The sequence below is a fragment of the Stenotrophomonas sp. PI_27 genome, from assembly GCF_027854495.1.
GTDB classification, from domain to species: Bacteria; Pseudomonadota; Gammaproteobacteria; order Xanthomonadales; family Xanthomonadaceae; genus Stenotrophomonas; species Stenotrophomonas pavanii.
Window position 1 is genome coordinate 288,683 of sequence record NZ_JAJNOF010000005.1, and the last position, 22,894, is coordinate 311,576.

At 67.8% G+C, this 22,894-nt stretch carries 18 protein-coding genes and 1 pseudogene; 17 read left to right on the forward strand and 2 right to left on the reverse strand.

Annotation, left to right across the window (positions count from 1 at the left end; translation table 11 throughout):
• Positions 1 to 2: 2 nt before the first annotated feature.
• The 4 genes and pseudogenes from LRM18_RS09060 to LRM18_RS09075 all read left to right on the forward strand — a co-directional run.
• The gene (locus tag LRM18_RS09060) at positions 3 to 1,931 is read left to right on the forward strand and encodes a M1 family metallopeptidase (RefSeq protein ID WP_053505151.1); all 1,929 of its coding nucleotides are present in this window, start codon (positions 3 to 5) and stop codon (positions 1,929 to 1,931) included.
• 127 nt (positions 1,932 to 2,058) lie between these two features.
• Positions 2,059 to 2,790 carry a hypothetical protein gene (locus LRM18_RS09065; protein WP_270953663.1) on the forward strand — a complete coding sequence of 244 codons (732 nt, stop codon included), beginning with the start codon at positions 2,059 to 2,061 and terminating at the stop codon, positions 2,788 to 2,790.
• Positions 2,778 to 3,413 carry an HAD family hydrolase gene (locus tag LRM18_RS09070; protein ID WP_270953665.1) on the forward strand — a complete coding sequence of 212 codons (636 nt, stop codon included), beginning with the start codon at positions 2,778 to 2,780 and terminating at the stop codon, positions 3,411 to 3,413. The genes LRM18_RS09065 and LRM18_RS09070 overlap by 13 nt, the downstream gene beginning before the upstream one ends.
• A gap of 36 nt (positions 3,414 to 3,449) precedes the next feature.
• A pseudogene (locus LRM18_RS09075) lies at positions 3,450 to 3,539 on the forward strand (HAD family hydrolase); the annotation flags it as partial.
• A 144-nt stretch (positions 3,540 to 3,683) separates the two neighbouring features.
• Here LRM18_RS09075 and LRM18_RS09080 read toward each other — a convergent pair.
• A complete protein-coding gene (locus LRM18_RS09080; RefSeq protein WP_005411078.1) occupies positions 3,684 to 4,622 on the reverse strand; it encodes a carbohydrate kinase family protein in 939 nt (312 codons plus the stop codon).
• Between the two features lie 283 nt (positions 4,623 to 4,905).
• On the opposite strand from LRM18_RS09080, the gene LRM18_RS09085 reads away from it, so the two are divergent.
• From LRM18_RS09085 to LRM18_RS09125, 9 genes are all read left to right on the forward strand, one after another.
• Positions 4,906 to 5,952 (forward strand): rod shape-determining protein, encoded by a 1,047-nt coding sequence (locus LRM18_RS09085; RefSeq protein WP_005419402.1) that lies wholly within the window; start codon positions 4,906 to 4,908, stop codon positions 5,950 to 5,952.
• A gap of 121 nt (positions 5,953 to 6,073) precedes the next feature.
• Positions 6,074 to 7,171 (forward strand): rod shape-determining protein MreC, encoded by a 1,098-nt coding sequence (gene mreC / locus LRM18_RS09090; protein ID WP_053505148.1) that lies wholly within the window; start codon positions 6,074 to 6,076, stop codon positions 7,169 to 7,171.
• Complete coding sequence (gene mreD / locus LRM18_RS09095) at positions 7,168 to 7,653, forward strand: rod shape-determining protein MreD (protein ID WP_049470244.1); 486 nt, start codon at positions 7,168 to 7,170, stop codon at positions 7,651 to 7,653. Before mreC ends, mreD begins: the two co-directional genes overlap by 4 nt.
• A 3-nt stretch (positions 7,654 to 7,656) precedes the next feature.
• Positions 7,657 to 9,720, forward strand: a complete 2,064-nt coding sequence (mrdA, locus tag LRM18_RS09100) for a penicillin-binding protein 2 (RefSeq protein WP_270953686.1) — start codon at positions 7,657 to 7,659, stop codon at positions 9,718 to 9,720.
• Complete coding sequence (rodA, locus tag LRM18_RS09105; protein WP_053461406.1) at positions 9,717 to 10,829, forward strand: rod shape-determining protein RodA; 1,113 nt, start codon at positions 9,717 to 9,719, stop codon at positions 10,827 to 10,829. The genes mrdA and rodA (LRM18_RS09105) overlap by 4 nt, the downstream gene beginning before the upstream one ends.
• Positions 10,830 to 10,889: 60 nt before the next feature.
• Positions 10,890 to 11,984 carry a rod shape-determining protein RodA gene (rodA, locus tag LRM18_RS09110; protein WP_187756830.1) on the forward strand — a complete coding sequence of 365 codons (1,095 nt, stop codon included), beginning with the start codon at positions 10,890 to 10,892 and terminating at the stop codon, positions 11,982 to 11,984.
• 1,004 nt (positions 11,985 to 12,988) lie between these two features.
• On the forward strand, positions 12,989 to 14,134 hold the full coding sequence (gene mltB / locus LRM18_RS09115; RefSeq protein WP_049468725.1) for a lytic murein transglycosylase B: 1,146 nt from the start codon (positions 12,989 to 12,991) through the stop codon (positions 14,132 to 14,134).
• Positions 14,131 to 15,402, forward strand: coding sequence for a septal ring lytic transglycosylase RlpA family protein (locus tag LRM18_RS09120; RefSeq protein WP_154331206.1), 1,272 nt, complete (start codon positions 14,131 to 14,133; stop codon positions 15,400 to 15,402). Before mltB ends, LRM18_RS09120 begins: the two co-directional genes overlap by 4 nt.
• A 100-nt stretch (positions 15,403 to 15,502) precedes the next feature.
• Positions 15,503 to 16,717: a D-alanyl-D-alanine carboxypeptidase family protein gene (locus LRM18_RS09125; RefSeq protein WP_074726183.1), complete on the forward strand. Its 1,215-nt coding sequence runs from the start codon at positions 15,503 to 15,505 to the stop codon at positions 16,715 to 16,717.
• 222 nt (positions 16,718 to 16,939) lie between these two features.
• Here LRM18_RS09125 and LRM18_RS09130 read toward each other — a convergent pair whose 3' ends face one another.
• On the reverse strand, positions 16,940 to 17,998 hold the full coding sequence (locus LRM18_RS09130; RefSeq protein WP_080355554.1) for a lipid A deacylase LpxR family protein: 1,059 nt from the start codon (positions 17,996 to 17,998) through the stop codon (positions 16,940 to 16,942).
• Positions 17,999 to 18,352: 354 nt separating this feature from the next.
• Here LRM18_RS09130 and LRM18_RS09135 point away from each other — a divergent pair, with 354 nt between their 5' ends.
• The 4 genes from LRM18_RS09135 to LRM18_RS09150 all read left to right on the forward strand — a co-directional run bounded on the left by LRM18_RS09135 (position 18,353) and on the right by LRM18_RS09150 (position 22,758).
• The gene (locus LRM18_RS09135) at positions 18,353 to 18,631 is read left to right on the forward strand and encodes a YbeD family protein (RefSeq protein WP_049467948.1); all 279 of its coding nucleotides are present in this window, start codon (positions 18,353 to 18,355) and stop codon (positions 18,629 to 18,631) included.
• Positions 18,619 to 19,329: a lipoyl(octanoyl) transferase LipB gene (gene lipB / locus LRM18_RS09140; protein ID WP_154331205.1), complete on the forward strand. Its 711-nt coding sequence runs from the start codon at positions 18,619 to 18,621 to the stop codon at positions 19,327 to 19,329. Before LRM18_RS09135 ends, lipB begins: the two co-directional genes overlap by 13 nt.
• A 17-nt stretch (positions 19,330 to 19,346) precedes the next feature.
• Positions 19,347 to 20,357 carry a lipoyl synthase gene (gene lipA / locus LRM18_RS09145; RefSeq protein ID WP_049467944.1) on the forward strand — a complete coding sequence of 337 codons (1,011 nt, stop codon included), beginning with the start codon at positions 19,347 to 19,349 and terminating at the stop codon, positions 20,355 to 20,357.
• Positions 20,358 to 20,580: 223 nt separating this feature from the next.
• Complete coding sequence (locus LRM18_RS09150) at positions 20,581 to 22,758, forward strand: carboxy terminal-processing peptidase (RefSeq protein WP_049467942.1); 2,178 nt, start codon at positions 20,581 to 20,583, stop codon at positions 22,756 to 22,758.
• The last annotated feature ends 136 nt before the right edge of the window (positions 22,759 to 22,894 follow it).

The following is a 22,894-nucleotide window of genomic DNA, read 5'->3' on the forward strand; positions in this document are numbered from 1 at the left end:
TCATGCGTAATCCGCTGATGCTCCTTCCGTTGGCCGTGGCCCTGGCCGCCGGCTGCTCCCAGGAGGCGGCCGCGCCCGCCGCCGCCCCGACTGCCGCAAAGGCCCCCGCCGCCCCCGTGAACGCCGAAAACCGCAGCCACGACGAAAGCTCGTACGCCGAGCCGGACAAGGTCGTCATCAAGGACATCGCGCTGGATCTGAAGCTGGACTTCGACCAGAAGCAGATCGGCGGTACCGCCACCTATACGCTGGAGTGGAAGCAGAAGGACGCCAGCCAGCTGGTGCTCGACACCCGCGAGCTGACCGTGTCCAAGGTCGAGGCCGTCGCCGCCGATGGCGCGCGCAGCCCGCTGAAGTTCGAACTGGCCCCGGCCGACAAGGTGTTCGGCAGCAAGCTGACCATCGAGGCCGCGGAGCAGCCGGCCAAGGTGGAAGTGACCTACCACACCGCACCGACCGCCTCGGGCCTGCAGTGGCTGGCGCCGTCGATGACCGAGGGCAAGAAGCTGCCCTTCATGTTCAGCCAGTCGCAGGCCATCCATGCCCGCTCCTGGGTGCCGCTGCAGGACACCCCGAGCGTGCGCTTCACCTACAGCGCGCACGTGGTCTCGCGCCCGGACGTGATGGTGCTGATGAGCGCCGACAACGATCCGAAGGCCGCGCGTGACGGTGACTACACCTTCAAGATGCCGCAGCCGATTCCGTCCTACCTGCTGGCCATCGCCGCCGGTGACCTGGTGTTCGAGCCGATCTCCGGCCGCTCCGGCGTCTGGGCCGAGCCGACCATGGTCAACAAGGCCGCCAAGGAATTCGAAGACACCGAGAAGATGATCGGTGCCGCCGAGAAGCTGTACGGTGAATACCGCTGGGGCCGCTACGACATGCTGGTGCTGCCGCCGTCGTTCCCGTTCGGCGGCATGGAAAACCCGCGCCTGACCTTCGCCACCCCGACCGTGATCGTCGGCGACAAGTCGCTGGTCTCGCTGGTTGCCCACGAACTGGCGCACAGCTGGTCGGGCAACCTGGTGACCAACGCCAGCTGGAAGGACATCTGGCTCAATGAAGGCTTCACCACCTACGTCCAGGGCCGCATCACCGAAGCCCTGTACGGCAAGGAGATGGCCGAGATGGAGAAGCAGATCGACCAGACTGACCTGCTGGCCGAAGTGAAGGACATGAGCCCGGCCGACCAGGCGCTGGCGCTGCCGCCGCTGAACGAGCGCGACCCCGACGAAGCGCTCAGCCAGGTCGCCTACGTCAAGGGTGCATGGTTCCTGGAGTTCCTGGAACAGCGCTTCGGCCGTGAGACCTTCGATCCGTTCCTGCGGGGCTGGTTCGATGACCACGCCTTCCAGAGCGCGAACACCGACCAGTTCGTCGCGTACATGAAGAAGAACCTGCTGCCGAAGAATCCGTCGGCCGTGACCGAGGCTGAACTGAAGGCGTGGCTGGACGAGCCGGGCATCCCGGCGTTTGCGGCCAAGGCGCAGTCGCGCAACTTCAGCAGCGTCGATACCGCGCGCATTGCCTTCGCCAGCGCCGGCACCGTGCCCAGCAGCCAGGTCATCGCCGACTGGAGCACGCAGGAATGGGTGCGCTTCATCGACGGCCTGGGCGCGACCCAGCCGCTGGACAAGCTGGCCACGCTGGACAAGGCGTTCCACTTCACCGGCACCCCGAATGGCGAAATCGCCATGCGCTGGTACCCGCTGGCGATCCGCAGCGGCTACGAGCAGGCCAATGAAGGTGCTGCCGCGTTCATCGAGCGCGTCGGCCGTCGCAAGCTGATCCTGCCGATCTACGCCGAACTGGTGAAGACCCCGAAGGGGCTGGAGCTGGCCAAGCAGGCCTTCGAAAAGGCCAAGCCGGGCTACCACCCGATCACCACCGCCTCGGTACAGGACATGCTGGCCAAGGCCGAAGCCAAGTAAGCGGTAGTGCCGGCCGCTGGCCGGCAACCGGTCATTGCTTCACCACCAACGGCGGGGAAACCCGCCGTTGGTGTATCCGCTTTTCGCTGCCGATAGAATCGGGATGCACTCGCATAGGACCTCCGCCATGAAACGACTGATCCTGCTCACCGCCTGCATGCTGGCCCTGGCCGGCTGCAGCAACCCCGAGGAAGAGCGCAAGGCGCAGGAAGCCGCCGCGGCCGCCGTGCAGGCGCAGAAGGAAGCCAAGGCCGAAGACGTGGCCAAGCAGTACGACATGGCCGTGGCCGCGCAGGACTGGGAACGCGCGCGCCTGCATGGCGCCTCGCTGCTGGACCAGTACAAGGACACCGCCGCCGCCGAGCGCATCGCCGCCGGCTTCGACGAGGTCAAGGCCAAGGGCGATGCCGCGCGCGACCTGCGCCGCATGCAGGCGCTGTGGCAGTACAACCAGATCCCGGTGGGCAACAAGGGCAACCAGGTGTCGGCGCAGATCTACAGCAAGGAACGGGTGGACGTGGATGGCAGCGGCGCCAAGCCGGTGCAGCTGGTGTTCCGCGATCACCCGGAGTGGAAGCGGCACGCTTACCTGGTGCTGCAGGCCGGTGATTTCCGCTGCCCGCAGTGCACGGTGAAGGTGACCGTGGACGACGGCAAGCCGGTATCGATGGCCGCGTGGCGCCCGAAGACCGATGAAGCCATCGCCCTGTTCATCACCGACCAGAAGGCGCTGTGGAAGCTGGCGCGCAAGGGCAAGTCGATCAGCATCGAGTTCCCGGTCAAGGCCGGCGGCACCCGCACGGCGGTGTTCGAAACCGGTGGCGTCGACGCCAGCCGCATGCCGCAGTGGTGGCAGTGACGGGGGCGGCGGGCAGCGCAGTGCACGCGTTGTCCGCGATCCGGCACTGGGTGTTCGACATGGACGGCACGCTGACGGTGGCCGTGCATGATTTCGCCGCGATCCGCCGTGCGCTGCAGATCGCGGCCGAGGAGGACATCCTCGACCATATCGCGGCGCTGCCGGATGCGCCGGCGCAGGCCAAGCGCGCGTGGTTGCTGGATCATGAGCGCGCGCTGGCCGAGGACGCACTGCCCGCGCCGGGCGCGGTGACGCTGCTGCGCGCGCTGGCGGCCGCCGGGTGCCGGCTGGGCATCCTGACCCGCAACGACCATGCGCTGGCGAAGCTGACGCTGGAGGCGATCGGGGTCGGGGAACTGTTCGATGATGCCGACATCGTCGGCCGTGATGAAGCGGTGCCCAAGCCCTCGCCGGATGGCCTGCAGCAGCACCTGCGGCGCTGGGGCATTGCAGCGGCGGAGGCGGTGATGGTTGGCGACCACGCCTACGACCTGGAGTGCGGCCGTGCCGCAGGCACGCACACCGTGCTGGTCAATCTGCCGGAGAACCCATGGCCGGGCCGGGCCGACTGGCATTTCGCCGATTGCCGCGCGCTGTTGGCGGCGTGGCAGCAGAAGGGGTAGTGCCGGCCGCTGGCCGGCAGTGTCGACCAAGGTCGACACCTACCAGAACACCCATGGCCGGGCCGGGCCGACTGGCATTTCGCCGATTGCCGCGCGCTGTTGGCGGCCTGGCAGCAGAAGGGGTAGTGCCGGCCGCTGGCCGGCAGTGTCGATCAAGGTCGACACCTACCAACAGCATTCCCAGCAGCGCATCGGGTGGAAAGCCCCCTTGTTGTTCAAGGGGGCGCGCCGAAGGCGCGGGGATAAGGTGGAATGCGCGGGCAGTTCGGTTTACGCGCCCAGCGCGTAACCGAACTGCTGCTTGAACTGCTCGTTGAACTCATCGAAGGTGAAGCGCTGGTTCTGCGTGCCCGGATGCTCGACCTTCAGTGCGCCCATCAGGTTGCCCATGCGGCCGATGGTCAGCCAGTCGTAGCCCTTCTGGATGCCGTAGATCAGGCCGGCGCGGAAGGCGTCGCCACAGCCGGTCGGGTCGACCACGCGGCGCTCGTGCGCCGGCGGGATGTCGTAGCTCTTTTCCGGGGTGTGGATGACCGCGCCCTTCGGGCCGCGGGTGGTGATGTAGGCCTTGACCCGGCTGACGATCTCCTTTTCGTCCCAGCCGGTGCGCTCCTGCAGCAGGTTCGACTCGTAGTCGTTGACCACCACGTAGTCGGCCTGATCGATGAAGGCGCGCAGCTCAGGGCCGTTGAACAGCGGCATGGCCTGGCCCGGGTCGAAGATGAACGGGATGCCGTCCTCGTGGAATTCCTGTGCGTTCTGGATCATGCCTTCGCGGCCGTCCGGGCCGACCAGGCCCAGGGTCACGCCCGGCACGCCGCGCACATGGTTCTCGTAGGAACGCATCATCGCGCCCGGGTGGAAGGCGGTGATCTGGTTGTTGTCGTGGTCGGTGGTGATGAACGCCTGCGGGGTGAACAGCTCATCGATCACGCGCACGCGCGACAGGTCGATGCCCAGGCCTTCGAAATACTCGCGGTACGGGCCGAAGTCCGAACCCACGGTGCCCATCGGGATCGGCTGGCCGCCCAGCAGGTGCAGGTTGTAGGCGATGTTGCCGGCGCAGCCACCGAACTCGCGGCGCATGCGCGGCACCAGGAAAGACACGTTCAGGATGTGCACCTTGTCCGGCAGGATGTGATTCTTGAACTGGTCCGGGAACACCATGATGGTGTCGAAGGCAAGAGAACCACAGATCAGAGCGGACATCGATGTAAGCCTATGCGGTGAATTTTGGGGTGGGCCGGCCCGGTTCAGCGGGCAAGCAAACGGCGCCCTTGGGCGCCCGACGGCGCAAAGGTTACCCGCTGGTGCCGCTCAGGGCCAGAACCGGGTGATGCCCGATCAGGCCGAAAGCCTGTGAAGACGCGGGTTCAGCTAGTTTTTTCCTTGCTCGGCGGCAGGCGGGTTGCTAGGCTTGTCGGCCTCGATTTCTGCCCATTTTTTCGCCATCCCGCGGCGGGCACGACACCCCTCAGGACTCCTTCCTCAGATGTTCAAGAAACTCCGTGGCATGTTCTCCAACGACCTGTCCATCGACCTGGGCACGGCCAACACCCTCATCTACGTGCGCGGGCAGGGGATCGTGCTGAACGAGCCGTCGGTCGTGGCCGTGCGCCAGGACCGTGCCATCGGTGGCACCCGCTCGGTGGCAGCCGTGGGCGCCGAGGCCAAGCAGATGCTCGGCCGTACCCCGGGCCACATCACCACCATCCGCCCGATGAAGGACGGCGTCATCGCCGACTTCACCTACACCGAGGCGATGCTCAAGCACTTCATCAAGAAGGTGCACAAGTCGCGCGTGCTGCGCCCGAGCCCGCGCGTGCTGGTCTGCGTACCGGCCGGTTCGACCCAGGTCGAGCGCCGCGCGATCAAGGAATCGGCCGAGGAAGCCGGTGCCCGTGACGTGTTCCTGATCGAAGAGCCGATGGCCGCCGCGATCGGCGCCGGCATGCCGGTTACCGAGGCCCGTGGCTCGATGGTCATCGACATCGGCGGCGGCACCACCGAAGTGGCAGTGATCTCGCTCAACGGCATCGTCTATTCGGCCTCGGTCCGCATCGGCGGCGACCGCTTCGACGAGTCGATCACCAACTACGTGCGCCGCAACCACGGCATGCTGATCGGTGAAGCCACCGCCGAGCGCATCAAGGTCGAGCTGGGCTGCGCCTACCCGCAGGCGGAAGTGATCGAGATGGAAATCTCCGGCCGCAACCTCGCCGAGGGCGTGCCGAAGATGATCAAGATCAGCTCCAACGAGGTGCTCGAGGCCCTGCACGAACCGCTGTCGGGCATCGTCAGCGCGGTCAAGCTGGCGCTGGAGCAGACCCCGCCGGAACTGTGCGCCGACGTCGCCGAGCGCGGCATCGTGCTGACCGGTGGTGGCGCCCTGCTGCGCGACCTGGATCGCCTGATTTCCGAGGAGACCGGCCTGCACGTGCAGGTGGCCGACGATCCGCTGACCTGCGTGGCCCGCGGCGGTGGTCGTGCGCTGGAGCTGGTGGACATGCACGGCAACGAGTTCTTTGCGCCGGAATAAGCCGTCCCGGCCGTTCCTGCCCGCCGCGCCCTTCCGGGGTGCGGCCCGCCGTGAAGGCGGGCCGGCACCGGCGGGGCGTCCGCGTGTTTCCCTTCCGCCTTCTGCCAGTTGAATCGTTGCCGTGCCGCCCTACGCCGGTCCTCCCGTCGCCTCCCGATCCGGTGATGCCGCCAGCCCCCTGCGGTTGCTGGCCTATCTCGCGTTGGCCATCACCCTGATCGTGCTCGATGACCAGGCCGGCTGGCTGGCGCGCCTGCGCGAGCAGGCCAACAGCCTGGTGCAGCCGGTGTGGGCCCTGGCCGGCCTGCCCGGCAAGCTCGGCAACCAGGTCAAGGATTCCGCCGCCAGCCATACCCAGCTGGTCGCCGAGAACCGCGAACTGCGCAACCAGCTGCTGCTGGCCAACGCGCGCCTGACCCGCCTGCAGACCGCCGCGCTGGACAATGCGCAGCTGCGCGAACTGCTGAACGTGGCCGAGCGCAGCGGCCTGGACGTGCAGCTGGCGCCGATCCTGGACATCGACCTGGACCCGGTGAAGCAGCGCCTGGTGCTCGACGCTGGCGCCCGCGAAGGCGTGCACGTCGGCCAGGCCGTGATCGACGCCGGCGGCCTGATGGGGCAGGTGATCAGCGTGACCGGTGGCACCTCCACCGTGCTGCTGCTGACCGATCCCGACCACGCGGTGCCGGTCACCGTGGCCCGCAACGGCGTGCGCCTGATCGTCTACGGCCGCGGCGACACGCTGGAGCTGCGCGATATTCCGCTCAGCGCCGGGGTGGAAGTGGGCGATGAGATCGTTACCTCCGGTCTTGGCGGGCGTTTCCCGGCCGGCTTCCCGGTCGGCACCATCACCGGCCTGCGCCCGGACGACACTCATGCGTTCCTGGTCGGCGAACTGAAGCCGGCGGCGCAGCTCGACCGCGGCCGCGACGTGCTGCTGCTGCGCCCGGGCGCGGCGATCCGCATTCCGCCGGAGCTGCGCCTCCAGCTGGAAGAAACCGCCCCGGGTGGCCCGGCCACCGGCGCCACCGTGCCTGTGGGGACCGCGCCAGCGGCAACGACGCCAGCTCCGGTCAGCGCCCCGGTAGTGCCGGCCGCTGGCCGGCAACAGCCCTCGTCGCAAACGAGGACTGTTGCCCCCGCATCCTCGCCTGATCCTGCTGCTCCGGTAGTGCCGGCCGCTGGCCGGCAACCGACCACGCCGGAGGCGCAGCGATGAGCCGCCTGCGCGACAACCCATGGGTGCTGCCGGCCAGCCTGGTGGTGGCGCTGCTGCTGGGCCTGCTGCCGTTGCCGGCGCTGCTGCAGCCGCTGCGCCCGTACTGGCTGGCGCTGGTGCTGGCGTACTGGGTCATCGAAGCGCCCGAGCGCGTCGGCCTGGGCATCGCCTTCGCCAGCGGCGTGGTCGCCGACCTGCTGTACGGCGGTGTCCTCGGCGAACAGGCGCTGCGGCTGGTGATGCTGGCCTTCATCCTGCAGCGCTTCCGCGCCCGCATCCGCTTCTTCCCGATGTCGCAGCAGATGCTGGCCATCGGTGGCCTGCTGTTCAACGACCGCATCGTCAGCGCGCTGGTGCACATCCTGGTGGGCGAACCGACCCTGCCGTGGTCGTACTGGTGGGCGCCGCTGCTGGGCATGGGCCTGTGGCCGCTGGTGTTCGTGCTGCTGGACGCGGTGCGCTTCGGCAAGCGCGGGCGCTGAGCCATGATTCCGCGCCGCCAGGTCAAGAATCCGCACGCCGAAGCCGAGCAGTTCCGCCGTCGCGCGGCGCTCGGCTTCCTGGGCGTGCTGGTCTGCCTGCTGGGCCTGGGCGGCTGGTACTTCAAGCTGCAGGTGCTGGACCACGATGTCTACGCCACCCGCTCGGAAGCCAACCGCATCAAGCCGCGGCCGGTGGTGCCCGGGCGCGGCATGATCTACGACCGCAACGGCCGCCTGCTGGCCGAGAACGTGCCGGCGTTCCGCCTGGACGTCACCCCGGACAAGGTCAAGGACATGGACGCCACCCTGGAAGGGCTGGCGAAGATCATCAGCATCAGCCCGGAAGAGCTGGAAGCGTTCAACAAGTCGCGCAAGGCGCGCCGCAAGTTCCTGCCGGTCACGCTGAAGCTGCGCATGAGCGACGAGGAGATGGCGCGCTTTGCCGTCGACCGCTGGCGGTTCCCGGGGGTCGAGCTGGAACCCTACCTGACCCGGCGCTATCCGTATGGCGATCTGTTCGCGCACATCATCGGCTACGTCGGTCGCGTCGATGACAAGGATCTGGAGATCCTCGGCGAAGGCAATGCCGCGCTGACGCACATCGGCAAATCCGGGCTGGAGCGCTATTACGAGCAGCAGCTGCGTGGCCGGGTCGGCTACGAACAGGTCGAGACCAACGTGCAGGGCCGCGCGATCCGCACCATCGGCCGCGTTGCCGCGCAGTCCGGTGCCGATCTGCGGTTGTCGATCGACGCCGACCTGCAGCGCGCCATGGTCGCTGCCTTCGGCGACCAAGAAGGCTCGGCGGTGGCCATGGACCCGCGCACCGGCGAAGTGCTGGCGATGGTGAGCCTGCCGTCCTACGATCCGAACCTGTTCGTCAACGGCATTTCCCATGCCGACTTCAAGGCATTGAACGAAAACCCGTCGCGGCCGCAGTTCAACCGCCTGGTGCTCGGTGGCGTTGCCCCCGGTTCCACGCTGAAGCCGCTGATCGGCCTGGCCGGACTGGATTCGGGTGTGCGCCGCCCGGAAGACAAGGTGCTGTCCACCGGCATGTTCTACCTGCCCGGCACTTCCCGTGGCTGGGGTGATGCGCATCGTGGCGGCCACGGCTGGACCGACCTGCGCAAGTCCATCGCTGAGTCGGTCAACACCTATTACTACAAGCTGGCGCTGGACCTGGGCATCGAGCGCTTCGACCATTACATGGAGTACTACGGCTTCGGCCAGCCGACCGGCATCGACCTCACCGGCGAAATCGGCGGCATCCTGCCGTCGCCGGCCTACAAGCGGAAGACCCGCAAGGAAGCCTGGTTCCCGGGCGACACGGTCAACATCAGCATCGGCCAGGGCGACTGGAAGGTGACCCCGCTGCAGCTGGCGCGCGGCGTCAGCGCGCTGGCCGACGGGCAGCTGCGCACCCCGCACCTGGTGATCCAGCAGCGCGAAGGATTCGACAGTGACTGGACGGCCATGCCGGCCGGCGCAAGCAAGCCGATCAGTCCCAACCCCAACAACGTGCAGGCCGTGCGCGAGGGCATGATGGCGACCATGCGGCCTGGCGGCAGTGGTTGGCGCGTGGCGGTGGGTGCGCCGTACGTGATGGCCGGCAAGACCGGCACCGCGCAGGTCATCAGCCGCAAGGGCACCGCTGCGGTGAATCCGAAGAGCCTGCCGATGCACCTGCGCCACCGCGCGTTGTTCGTGGGTTTCGCGCCGGTCGAGAACCCGGTGATCGCGATTGCGGTGGCGGTGGAAGGCGGCGGCTACGGCGGCTCGGCCGCCGCACCGATCGCACGCAAGGTGTTCGATGCCTACCTGCTGGGCAAGATGCCCGAGGGCATGCAGCCGCTGGACAGCGAGCGCGGCACCACGGCCATCGGCGCCACCGCGTTCGACAACGAGGACGCGGGCGCGCGCCAGGCAGGCGACCTTGCCGCCGCGCAGCTCGAAGACCATCCGGTGCTGATCGGCGTGCCCGCGCCCGCACCGCAACCGGATGCACCGGCGGCGGCCGCACTGCCGGCCACGCCACGCCCGACCCACGCGGAGCCTGCACGATGAGCGTCTTCCTGCGCTGGGCCGGCGACATGCTGCGCCGCTTCTTCAGCACCCTGGACTGGGTGCTGTGCCTGGCGCTGGGCGCGCTGATGCTGATCGGCCTGGCCACCCTGAAGAGCGCCGGTGGCGACAGCCTGGTGATGGCCCAGGGCGCGCGCTTCGCAGTGGGCATGGCCGCGCTGTGGGGCATCTCGCGGGTCTCGATCCTGCGCATCCGCTCGGCCACGCCGATGATCTACGCGATCTCGATGATCCCGTTGCTGGCGGTGTTCGTGCTGGGCACCGGCAAGTACGGCCGGCAGTGGCTGGACCTGAAGTTCTTCTACCTGCAGCCGGCCGAGCTGCTGAAGGTCAGCCTGCCGATGATGGTGGCCTGGTACCTGCACAGGATGCCGCTGCCGCCGCGCTTCAGCACGGTGCTGACCGCGCTGGTCATCATCGGCGTGCCGACCGGCCTGGTGATGCTGCAGCCGGACTTCGGTACCGGCGTGCTGATCGCCGCCAGTGGCGTGTTCGTGCTGCTGCTGGCGGGCCTGCCGTGGTGGTGGGTGGGCCTGGGCGTGGGCGGCGTGGCCGCAGTCGCGCCGGTGGCGTGGTTCTGGCTGCTGCGGCCGTACCAGAAGGACCGCATCATGATGTTCCTGGACCCGGAGATGGATGCGCTGGGCGCCGGCTGGAACATCATCCAGTCGAAGATCGCGATCGGTTCCGGTGGCTTCGACGGCAAGGGCTGGGGCGAGGGCTCGCAGTCGCACCTGAACTTCATTCCCGAGCAGACCACCGACTTCGCGTTCTCGGTGCTGAGCGAGGAGTTCGGCTGGATCGGCGTGGCCACCGTGCTGGCGCTGTACCTGGTGGTGATCGGGCGTTGCCTGTGGATTGCCAGCCAATCGCGCGATTCCTATTCGCGCCTGCTGGCCGGTGCCACTGGCCTGGCGTTCTTCGTTTACGTGCTGGTCAACGGCGGGATGATTTCCGGCCTGCTGCCTGTGGTGGGCGTGCCGATGCCGCTGATCAGCTACGGCGGTACCTCGGCGGTGTCGCTGCTGGCTGGCTTCGGGCTGGTGATGGCGGTGCGCAGCCACAACCCGGTGCACGGCGGCTACGGCTGAGTCCGGGAGCGGAAACACCCTGACAGCTTCACGCAAGCGCCCGTTGCTAGCGTGCTGCGCGTGGAATGGAAACGACTGTTTGGCGGCTGCCGTGAGGCAGTGCGCACGATCGATCTGCCGTTGCTGGTCGCATTGCTGATCCTGATGGGCGCGGGCCTGGCGGTGCTGCACAGTGTGTCCGGGCCGGTGGCCGGGCAGGCGGCGCGCTTTGCCGGTGGACTGCTGGCCATGTGGCTGCTGTCGCGTGTTTCGCTGCTGCGCCTGCGCGCGTGGACACCGGCGTTGTATGCGTTGTCGATGCTGCCGCTGATGGCCGTGTACGTGATCGGTACCGGCAAATACGGGCAGCGCTGGCTGAACCTCGGCGTGTTCTACCTGCAGCCGTCGGAGCTGCTCAAGCTCAGCCTGCCGCTGATGATGGCCTGGTACCTGCACCGGCAACCGCTGCCGCCGTCGCCACGCACGGTACTGACCGCCGCGGTGCTGATCGGCGCGCCGGCGCTGCTGATCCTGATGCAGCCCAACCTCGGCACCGCCACGCTGGTCACCGCCAGCGGCGTGTTCGCGTTGTTGCTGGCAGGCCTGCACTGGGGCTGGGTGGCGACCGGTGCGGCGGGGCTGGCAGTGGCCGCGCCGCTGGCGTGGTTCGGGCTGTTGCGGCAATACCAGAAGGACCGCGTGTTGACCTTCCTCGATCCGGCGGCCGACCCCCTGGGCACCGGCTGGAACATCCTGCAGTCGCGCATCGCGATCGGCTCCGGGGGATGGCAGGGACGCGGTTGGGGGCAGGGCACCCAGGCCACGCTGGATTTCCTGCCCGAATACACCACCGACTTCGCGTTTTCGGTGCTGGCCGAAGAGTTCGGCTGGATCGGCGTGGCGACGCTGTTCGCGCTGTACCTGTTCGTGGTGGGGCGTTGCCTGTGGATTGCGGTGCACGCGCGCGACACGCATGCGCGGTTGCTGGCCGGCAGCCTGGGCCTGGCCTTCTTCGTCTACGTACTGGTGAACGGTGGAATGATTTCCGGCCTGCTGCCGGTGGTGGGCATTCCGATGCCGCTGATCAGTTACGGCGGGACCTCGGCGGTTTCGCTGTTGGCCGGCATCGGACTGGTGATGGCGGTGCGTGGGCACCGGCCCGTGCACGGGGGATAGCGCTTCCAGCCAACGGCGCAGCCCCTCGTGGGTGGAGTCTGGGTGGTCGCGGAAAGCAGAAGCCGCGGGTAGGCCGGTCGGGTTGGGTACGCGGGGGACGCCGTGAATCCGTCCCTGGAGGCTTGGCAGCCGCATCCATGCGGCTGACACCCCCGCGTACCCAACCCGACCGCCCTCTGACAGATTTTGGCGGTCTGCCACCCACGGAGAAGCAAGAGAAAATCAAAAGCGGGTCGCGGCGCTGCGCTTGCTCGTGAGCCGAGCATGGCTCGGCTCCACACAAGGCAATGAAGCGACCCGCCAAACCGCTTTTGCTTTTGATCTTCTCTTTTCTTCTCCGTGGGTGAACGCGCCCGACAACTGTCAGCGGCCGGGTGGGTGGGCAGTGCGGGGTGTCCGCGGCATGGATGCCGCGGCCAAGCCCCCATGGATGGGTTCACGGCGTCCCCGCACTGCCCACCCACCCGGCCAGCCCTCAGCAATCCGGCTTTCTGCGACCACCCAGACTCCACCCACGAGGGGCTGCGCCGTTGGCTGGAAACTCTCTGACGTTGCGCAGTGCCTGTTGTGGAAGCGTTCTCACAACAATGCGAAGCAATACACCCACCGACCAAAGTCCGCAAAAAACGTTATCTGGTTCACACTTTTACACCGCGTTGATCTTGATCAATGGACTTGTCGTAATCGGCCTGCACAATGGCGGCCCGTTCGGCACGGCGCGCCGTCAATCGTTGCAGCGCGAGGGGGCGTCGGGCGGGAAGCAGTACTGATCCAACGGGTACAGGGAGCGCGGGGTACTGCCACTGGGGAGCGGCAGCCGCGCAGGTACCGACCGGATCCGGTCGCCGGTTGCGTCTGCGGGGATGGGGACGCAACCGGCAACCTCTCACTGAATGGGGAAGCCCGATCACGACGTCTTCACATTTCCCGCTGAACGCGGGCAAATCGTTGTGATTCATGGTGTTAGGGGTTTTAATTCATCCATGACCTGCTAACCTGCGACGATGATTCGACGCACTCTGGCCTGCATGCTCACCCTCGGCCTGGTCGCCTGCGCGACCCAGCCGAAGTCCCCACCGTCTTCGCCCCAGGCCAGCAGCACGCCGCGCCAGCCCGCCGCCAAGGCCCATGGCCCGGCCGAGGCCGCGCCTGAAGCCACCGCCGCCACCGCGCCGCCGGTCGATCTCACCCCGGTCCCGTTCGAGGTCGCGCGGGACCGCTTCATCGCCGATACCGCCAAGCGCTATGGCCTGAAGCCGGAGCAGATCCGCAGTGTGCTCGACCAGGCACAGGTGCGCCAACCGATCATCGCCGCGATGTCGCGCCCGGCCGAACGGGTCAAGCCGTGGAATGAATACCGGCCGATGTTCATCAGCAAGGCGCGCATCGATGGCGGCCGCGCGTTTCTGGCCGAACACCGCGCCGAACTGGATCGCGTGCAGCAGCGCACCGGCGTGCCGGCCGAAGTGATCGTGGCGATCATCGGCGTGGAAACCAGCTATGGCAGGAATGCCGGCAACCACCGCGTGCTCGATGCGCTGTACACGCTGGCGTTCTATTACCCGCGCAGTGGCGACCCGGCCAAGCTGGAACGCGAAGTGCGCCGCGAGCTGTTCTTCCGCGACGAACTGGCCAAGCTGTTCGAGCTGGGCCGCGAGGAGAAGCTGGACATCACCACGCTCAAGGGCAGCTATGCCGGTGCGATGGGCATGGGCCAGTTCATGCCGTCCAGCTATCTGGATTACGCCGTGGACGGCAATGGCGATGGCCGTCGTGACTTGTTCACCAGCTATGACGATGTGTTCTCGTCCATCGCCAACTACTTCGTGAAGAAGGGCGGCTGGGTCCGGGGTGGCCAGGTGGCCGTACCGGCCACGCTGGCGCCGGGGCGCGAGGAATTCAACCCGACCGAGTGGATGCCGACCTGGTCGCTGGCCGATCTGGCGCAGCGCGGCTACCAGCCCAGCGCACCGGTGCAGCCGGGCGCCACGGCCACGCCGATCACGCTGGAAGGCAGCACGGGCAAGCAGTACTGGCTGGGCTTCCAGAACTACTACGCGATCACCCGCTACAACCTCTCGAAGATGTACGCGATGGCCGTGTTCCAATTGTCCCAGGCCATCGCCGGACAGGAGCTGCCCCCGGCATGAACATCAGATGGCTGGTCCCGAGCTTGATCGTCTTCGCGCTGGCCGCCTGCAGCAGCGCGCCGAAGAAGCCGGCCACGGCCGGCCACGGTGGCAAGCCCAGCGGCACGGTGGTGCAGGGCCGCGGCGCGCGCCCGGCGCATTGCCCGGAGGGCTCGCCGTATGCGGCGGCCAAGGAAGACCCGAACACGCGCGGCAACTACACCGCCGGCGGCCTGTACAGACCCGGCGTGCGTGACAGCACCCCGGACTACATTCCCAACGTCGCCTGCATTCCCGAGCCGGAAGTGACCGCCGAAGAGCGTTCGGCGATCGGCAACAAATCGCCCTACGTGGTGCTGGGCAAGTCGTACAAGGTGCTCGACGACACCCGCAACTATGTCGAGCGCGGCACGGCGTCGTACTACGGCGCCAAGTTCCATGGCCGCCTGACCTCCAACCGCGAGGTCTACGACATGTACCAGTTCACCGCCGCGCACAAGACACTGCCGCTGCCCAGCTTCGCCCGCGTCACCAACCTGGACAACGGCGAATCGGTCATCGTGCGCGTCAACGACCGTGGCCCGTTCCATGACGGCCGCGTGGTCGATCTCAGTTATGCCGCCGCAGTGCGCCTGGGCATCACCCAGCGCGGCACCGGCAACGTGGAAGTGCGTGCGCTGCAGCCGGGCGAGAGCAACCTGCTGGCGCAGAAGCCGTCGCGCCGCGAGCGCCGTGCCGCCGAAACCGCGGTCGCGGTGGCCGGGGCGCGCCCGGTACCGGCCGCGCGTGCCACCGCCGACAGCGACATCGATCGCCTGGTCAAGCGCCTGCCGGCCGACGCCACGCCTGCGCGTGGCCAGCCGGCCACCACCCAGGGCGTGGCCAGCGCGGTGCCGGACGTGGCGGTCAGCAGCCTGCCGCCGAGCGCACCGCCGGTGCGCAGCCCCACAACGGCGCCGGTTGCAGTCGCCAGCGCCGCACCGCGCGCGGTCGCGCCGGCCGCAGTGCGTACGGTGCCCGCCACCGCAGCAGCCCCCAGCCTGTCGCAGCAGGTGGTCGGCGCAGTGATGGTGCAGGTCGCCAGCTTCTCCAGCCGCGACAATGCCAACCGCGCGATGGGCCAGCTCAACGCGGCCGGCATTGTCGGCGCCACCATCAGCGACATCGCCGCCGGTGGCCGTACCCTGTTCCGCCTGCGCGTTCCCGCCAGCGACCATGCCAGTGCCGCGGAACTTGTCGGCCGCATCGCCGGTCTGGGCCTGGGTTCGCCGCAGATCGTCAAGGATTGATCCGCCTGGGCTGGTGCTGCCGGCCCGGGCTCGCCCGGCCTTACAATGGCCGCTTCGTTCCACCCTCCATTCCTGGCCGTCCCCTGGAGCCTGCTGTCCAATGAATTTCCGTTCCGCCGCCACCGCCCTGGCCGCCACCCTGGTGGTGGGCCTGGCTTCCGCCCAGACGCCGCTGCCGACCCCGGCCACCCCGGCGCCTGCCGCCGCTGCCCCGGCCACCGTCGCGACCCCGCCGGCCCCGGCGCCGAGCGTGTCCAAGGCCTGGGTCCTGATGGACTACGCCACCGGCCAGGTGCTGGCCGGCGAGAACATCCACGAGCAGCTGGCCCCGGCCAGCATCACCAAGGTGATGACGTCCTACGTGGTTGCCGCCGAGGTCAAGAACGGCAAGGTCCGTGCAGATGACCAGGTGATGATGAGCGAGCGCGCCTGGCGCGAGGGTGGCGCGGGTACCGACGGCAGCTACAGCGGCTTCCCGGTCAACCAGACCGCGCGCCTGGAAGACATGGAAAAGGGCATGGCGATCCAGTCCGGCAATGACGCCGCGATCGCCCTGGCCGAGCATGTGGCCGGCAGCGAAGAAGCCTTCGCGTCGCTGATGAACAGCTACGCCGCCAAGATCGGCATGAAGGACTCGCACTTCGTCAACGCGCACGGCCTGACCGCCGAAGGCCATCACAGCACCGCCTACGACCTGGCACTGCTGGGCCGCGCGATGGTGCGTGATTACCCGGAAACCTACGCGTACAACAAGATCAAGGAATTCCAGGTCGGCAACATCAAGCAGCCGAACCGCAACCTGCTGCTGTGGCGCGATGGCAGCGTGGATGGCATCAAGACCGGCCACACCTCCGAAGCCGGCTACTGCCTGATGAGCTCGGCCCAGCGTGGCGACCAGCGCCTGATTGCCGTGGTGCTGGGCGGTGCGTCGGAAAAGCAGCGTGCCGATGACAGCCTGGCCCTGCTGAACTGGGGCTTCCGCTTCTTCGAGACCCATCGCCTGTACGAGCCGGGCAAGGCCGTGGCCGAGCACAAGGTCTGGAAGGGCACCACCGACAAGGTGCAGCTGGGCGTGGCCCAGCCGATGCTGGTGAGCGTGCCGCGCGGCCGCTACAACGACCTGAAGCCGAGCATCGACGTGCCCAAGACCCTGGAGGCACCGTTCACCGCGGGCCAGCAGATCGGCACTGTGAAGGTCACGCTGGATGGCAAGGTCATCGCCGAAGCGCCGCTGGTGGCTGTGGCCGCCGTCGAACAGGCCGGTTTCTTCAAGCGCCTGTGGGACAGCTTCTGGATGTGGTGGGAATCGGAATGATCCACGCCCCGGCGTGGTGAACGAAAAGGCCGGCAATGCCGGCCTTTTCTGTTTCGGGAGGCCGCTTTCCCCCCGCATGCGCGGGGTAGGGCCGGCCGCTGGCCGGCTCCCAGCAACCCAACCGGGACGGGGGGTAGAGCCGGCCGCTGGCCGGCTCCGCAGCAACCCATCCGGATCTGCCGGCAGCCGGCCAGCGGCCGGCACTACCGGCAGCCTGCCCGCTTACAGCGCGCGGCTGATGGTGAAGCTGCCGAACACGGGTGACTGGCGCTGGCCATCGAACTCGCGGGTGCTGTGGTAACGCGCCATCGCGAATTTCCAGCGCCCGCGCATCACCGCGATGCCGTAGCCGCCCTGTGCCACCACATGGCGCTTGTCCACGCTGTGGCTGCTGCGGAACGTGTTGCCGTCCAGGGTGATGTCTCGGATCATCCAGGCCGCGTCGGTGGTCACGAACAGGTGCCAGGACCAGCCACTGGGGCGGCCGCCGCGGGTCGGTGCCGTGTTCTCGCCCGCCGGGCGCAACGGCGTGCTGCCGAAATCGTCGGGCAGCTTCCAGCCGAAACGCAGCTCGCCGCCGGCATTGGCCTTGGTCTCCAGATTGCCGATGGCACCGCCGTAGTGGCTGATCGCATCCCAGCCCCAGCCGCCGGCGTTGACACTGGCATCGGCCGGCCAGCGCCGCATGCGCTCGTGGGTCAGCATGAACACCGGTTCGTTGTGCAGCTGGTTGTCCCAGCCCTCGAACTTCTTGTCGCCCAGAAGGTCGTGCACCGCATCCTGCACCTGCTTGCCCTGTGCCCAGGGGCCGACCACGCCCACCGCCAGCTGGGTGGTCTGCAGCCGGTCGCCACTGCGCGCATTGAAACCGAAGCTGGCCAGCAGCACGCCGGCATACGGCCGGTCCTCCTTGATCAGGTCGCGGCGGGCCGGGTCGGAGGGGGTGAAGATGCCCTGGCCGATGCTGAAGATCATGTTCTGCTGTTCGAACCGGCCCGGGTGCAGGCCTTCCAGGTACTGGTTCACCCAGCGCGCCATGCGCGGCAGGCAGGGGTCATCGGTGTAGTCGACCAGGTTCGGCGAGACCAGGGTCAGCTGCGCGCCGTTGGTGTAGCCCTGGTCCTGGTGGCGGCCACCGAACAGGTCGTTGTCGACGCGGAAATTGACCTGGGGCGGGTGGTCGCGCATGGCGTCCGGACCACACTGTTCGGCCGCCTGTGCGGCAAGGGGGAGGGCAGTGGCCAGCAGGCCGGCCAGCCCAAGGACTGCGACACGATGCATGGATGGAATGCTCATGGGGAAGGGGATGGTTTTCTGTCGTTTTGTGCAACGCCACGGTACTCGCGCCCGCGCGCCGGAACGAGCGCGTCCGGATCACTTGTCTGTTCCGAAAACAACATTGTCCGGCGGACACAATTTGTTACCCGCGCAGGCGCCGGGGGCCTCGCGTGAAGGCGGGCGCCAGCCGTGCGGCGCGGCATCGCGGCCTGCGCCGGCGCAGGAATCGCAGTCAGCTGCCGTTGGGCATGGCAGCGCCGGTGTGGGTGCCACCTGCAACGCAGCAGGCCGCCGGTACCGCCTTTGATGTTGATGAATACTCTTGGGTTTGTTGCCCTGCGGCCCGATAATGGGCCCATGGAAATCAAGTCCGACAACCCCGACCACGGCTTCCAGTTCCCCGGCCAGTTCGAGCTCAGCGCCATGGGCGCGGCCAACCGCGGCCTGGAACATGAGCTCCCCCGCCTGCTGCTGGCTGCCGGCATCGATGTGGTGAACGAACGCATCAGCTGGAAGCATTCGTCCAACGGCAAGTACGTGTCCGTCCGCATCGTGTTCAAGGCAGAAAGCCGCGAACAGTACGACCTGGCCCACCAGGCGCTGCGCGACCACCCGGAAGTGAAGTGGACGCTGTAGCCGACAGCTGCCCGGCCGAGGCCGCCCCGGAACACCGCGCGCCGCGTCCGGCGGTGGTGCGTGACCTTGGCCGCCAGGCCTATGAGCCGGTGTGGCGCGCCATGCAGCGCTTTACCGACCAGCGCAGCGACGCCGATGCCGACGAGCTGTGGGTGGTCGAGCACGATCCGGTCTTCACCCTGGGCCAGGCCGGCAAGGACGAGCATGTGCTGGCGCCGGGCGACATCCCCGTGCTGCACGTGGACCGCGGCGGCCAGGTGACCTATCACGGTCCCGGCCAGATCGTGGTCTATCCGCTGCTGCGCCTGCCGCGGCTGGGCATTGGTGTGCGCGACTACGTGTGCCGCATCGAGCAGGCCCTCATCGATACGCTGGCCGAGTGGAACATCGGTGCCGAACGCCGCGAGGGCGCCCCGGGCGTCTACGTCGGTGGCGCCAAGATCGCCGCGCTCGGCATCCGCGTGCGGCGCGGCTGCACCTTCCATGGGCTGGCCTTCAACGTGTCCATGGACCTGGAACCCTTCCACCGCATCAATCCCTGTGGCTATCAGGGGTTGCAGGTGACCTCGGTGGTAGACTTGGGCGGCCCCTCCGGCATGGAGGCCGTCAAGCCGGTGCTGCTGGACCACCTGGCCCGCCAGTTCGGCCTGCTGCTGCAGCACACGCCCGAACTGCCCGATCTTTCTGCGGCCGCCTGACCGCCCCCGGAACCGCCATGACTGAAACCACCGCCCGTTCCATTCCCCTGCAGATCGTGCAGGGCGATTCTCCGTCCGCCGCGCCGTTGCAGGCCGGGGTCAAGCAGCTGGGCGGTGACAAGATCAACCGTTCGCCGGTGCAGTTCGCCGATGCGCCCGTGCTGCGCAAGCCGTCGTGGATCCGCGTGCGCATTCCTTCGGGCAATGCGGTGCAGAACCTGAAGGCCAAGCTGCGCGAGAACCGCCTGGTGACGGTCTGCGAGGAAGCCAGCTGCCCGAATATCCATGAGTGCTTCGGGCACGGCACCGCCACCTTCATGATCCTCGGCGAGGTCTGCACCCGCCGCTGCTCGTTCTGCGACGTCGCCCACGGCCGCCCGAAGCCGCCGGATGCCAACGAACCGGCCAGCCTGGGCCAGACCGTGGCCGACATGGGCCTGAAGTACGTGGTGGTGACCAGCGTCGACCGCGATGACCTGCGTGACGGCGGTGCCCAGCACTTCGTTGACTGCATCACCGCCATCCGCGAAAAGTCGCCGGGCACCCGCATCGAAGTGCTGACCCCGGACTTCCGCGGCAAGGGCCGCATGGAACGTGCGCTGGAGATCCTGGCGCAGAATCCGCCGGATGTGTTCAACCACAACATCGAGACCGTGCCGGACCTGTACCGCAACGTGCGCCCGGGTGCGGACTACCAGTGGTCGCTGAACCTGCTGAAGAACTTCAAGGCGCAGCACCCGGACGTGCCGACCAAGAGCGGCATCATGCTGGGCCTGGGTGAAGACTTCGAACAGATCAAGGCCACGATGCGTGACCTGCGCGCGCACGATGTGGACATGATCACCATCGGCCAGTACCTGCAGCCGACCGCGCATCACCACCCGGTGCTGAAGTACTGGACCCCCGAGGACTACAAGGCGCTGGAAGACTACGGCTACGCGCTGGGCTTCAGCCATGTGGCATCCGGCCCGATGGTGCGCTCGTCGTACCATGCCGACGTCCAGGCCAAGGGCGCCGGCGTCCGGTAAGCGGTTGCCGCCGGGACATGGCCCGGCGCTGCCAAGGGATGCCACCACCACCCTGGTGGGCGCGCGCACGCCTTCGCCTGCATTCACAATTTGCTACACCGGCCCGGCTAGGCTGGTTTTCCACCGAGCGCGGCCGGGTGACAAACCCGGCAACTTTCGGCACTGTCGCGGTGTCAGAGCACCCCGCAGTCTCTCCCTTGGCAAGGCGCCTTCGAGCACGTCAATGAAATTCAAAGCCCCCGCATTCCTGATGGCCCTGGCGCTGGTCGCGCCGCTGGCGCTGGCGGCCAAGGCCGACTCGCCTGCCTTGCCCGCCGCGGCCACCGCCGATCAGGTGACCACCTCCAAGCTGGTGTACGGCCTGTTGTCCGACAGCCGCTACGCCTATCGCCCGCGCGCGCTGGACGAGGCCACCTCCAAGGACGTGTTCAAGCGCTACCTGGAAACGCTGGACGGCGCCAAGCAGTACTTCACCCAGGCCGACGTGGCGCGCTTCGCGCCGTTCGAAGCCAACATCTCCTCGGCCATCCGTGGTGGCGAGCTGGAGCCGGCGTTCCAGGTGTTCGCGGTCTACAAGCAACGGGTCGGCGAACGCGTGGCCTATGCGCGCAAGCTGCTCAAGCAGGAGCCGGACTTCACCACCGACGAACGCTTCGAGTACGACCGCAAGAAGGTGCCGTGGGCGGCCAGCAGCGCCGAGCTGGACGAGCTGTGGCGCAAGTCGGTCAAGAATGACTGGCTGCGCCTGAAACTGGCCGGCAAGAAGCCCGATGACATCCGCAAGACGCTGGACAAGCGCTATGCCACGCTGGAAAAGTCGGTCAATGAGCTGAAGGGCGAGGACGTCTTCCAGTTCTTCATGAACGCCTACACCAGCGCTGTCGATCCGCACACCGACTACTTCACCCCGCGCACCGCCGAGAACTTCAACCAGGCGATGTCGCTGTCGCTGGAAGGCATCGGTGCGCAGCTGCAGCGGCAGGACGACATGGTGGTGATCCGCGAGATCATCGCCGGTGGTCCGGCCGCAGTGGACGGCACCCTGAAACCGGGCGACCGCATCGTCGGCGTGGGCCAGGGCAAGTCCGGGCCGGTCGAGGACGTGATCGGCTGGCGCATCGACGACGTCGTGGCCAAGATCCGCGGTGCCAAGGATACCCAGGTCAAGCTGGAGTTCATCCCGGCCGCCGAGGGCGTGGACGGCAAGCACCACACGCTGGTGCTGACCCGCCAGAAGGTGCGCCTGGCCGAACAGGCCGCCAAGGGCGAGACCATGAGCATCCCGGCCGCCAACGGCGAACCGGCGCGCAGGATCGGCGTGATCAAGCTGCCGACCTTCTACCAGGACTTTGAAGGCCGCCGCCGCAATGCCGCCGACTACGCCTCGGCTACCCGCGACGTGGCCAAGCTGCTGGCCGGCTTCAAGAACGACAAGCTGGACGGCGTGGTGCTGGACCTGCGCAACAACGGGGGCGGCTCGCTGGATGAAGCGATCGAACTGACCGGCCTGTTCATTGAACAGGGCCCGGTGGTGCAGGTGCGCGAGTCCGGCGGACGCGTCACCGTCAACAGCGACCGCAACCAGGGCGTGGCGTGGGACGGCCCGCTGGCGGTGCTGATCAACCGCGGTTCGGCCTCGGCTTCGGAGATCTTCGCCGGTGCCATCCAGGACTACGGCCGTGGCCTGGTGATCGGTGAAACCAGCTTCGGCAAGGGCACCGTGCAGAACATCGTCGACCTCGATCGCTGGCCGAGCGGCGAAACCCAGCGCTTCGGCCAGGTCAAGCTGACCATCGCCCAGTTCTTCCGCATCAGCGGCAGCAGCACCCAGCACAAGGGCGTGGTGCCGGACCTGGCGTTCCCGGCCAGCGTCGATGCCACCGAGTTCGGCGAAAGCACCTACGACAACGCATTGCCGTGGACCCGCATCGCTGCCGTGCCGCATACCCAGTACGGCAACTTCGCGCCGCTGCTGCCGAAGCTGGAAACCCGTCATGACGCGCGCATCGCGACCGACAAGGAATTCCAGTGGTGGAACGAGGACGTGGAGCAGTTCCGTGCCGAGGCGGCCAAGAAGTACATCTCGCTCAACGAGGCCACCCGCCGCGCCGAGCGTGAGCGCCAGGATGCCCAGCGCAAGGAGCGCCAGGTGCAGCGCAAGGCACTGGGCCTGGCCCTGGACCCGCTGGCCGATGACAGCAGCGATGATGGCCTGACCGGCAACGAGCGTGACATCGTCAAGGATGCCGCGCGCGAGAAGGCTGCCGAGAAGCGCCCGGACCCGCTGCTGCGCGAGTCGGCGTCGATCCTGGCCGACGCGGTGAATCTGCTGGCCAACGACCGCCCGCTGTCGGCACAGGTGCTGCCGCAGTCCACCGGCGCGGGCCGCTGGGCGGACTGAACCGGCGCACCACGCGATCCCCGAGGGGCCGGCATTGCCGGCCCCTTTCTATTTTGGGGCCCCGTCTGTTTGAGGGCCCCCGTCCGTGGCGCTGCCGGCGCATGAACCGGGAGCAACATGGGCGGCGATGTCGACC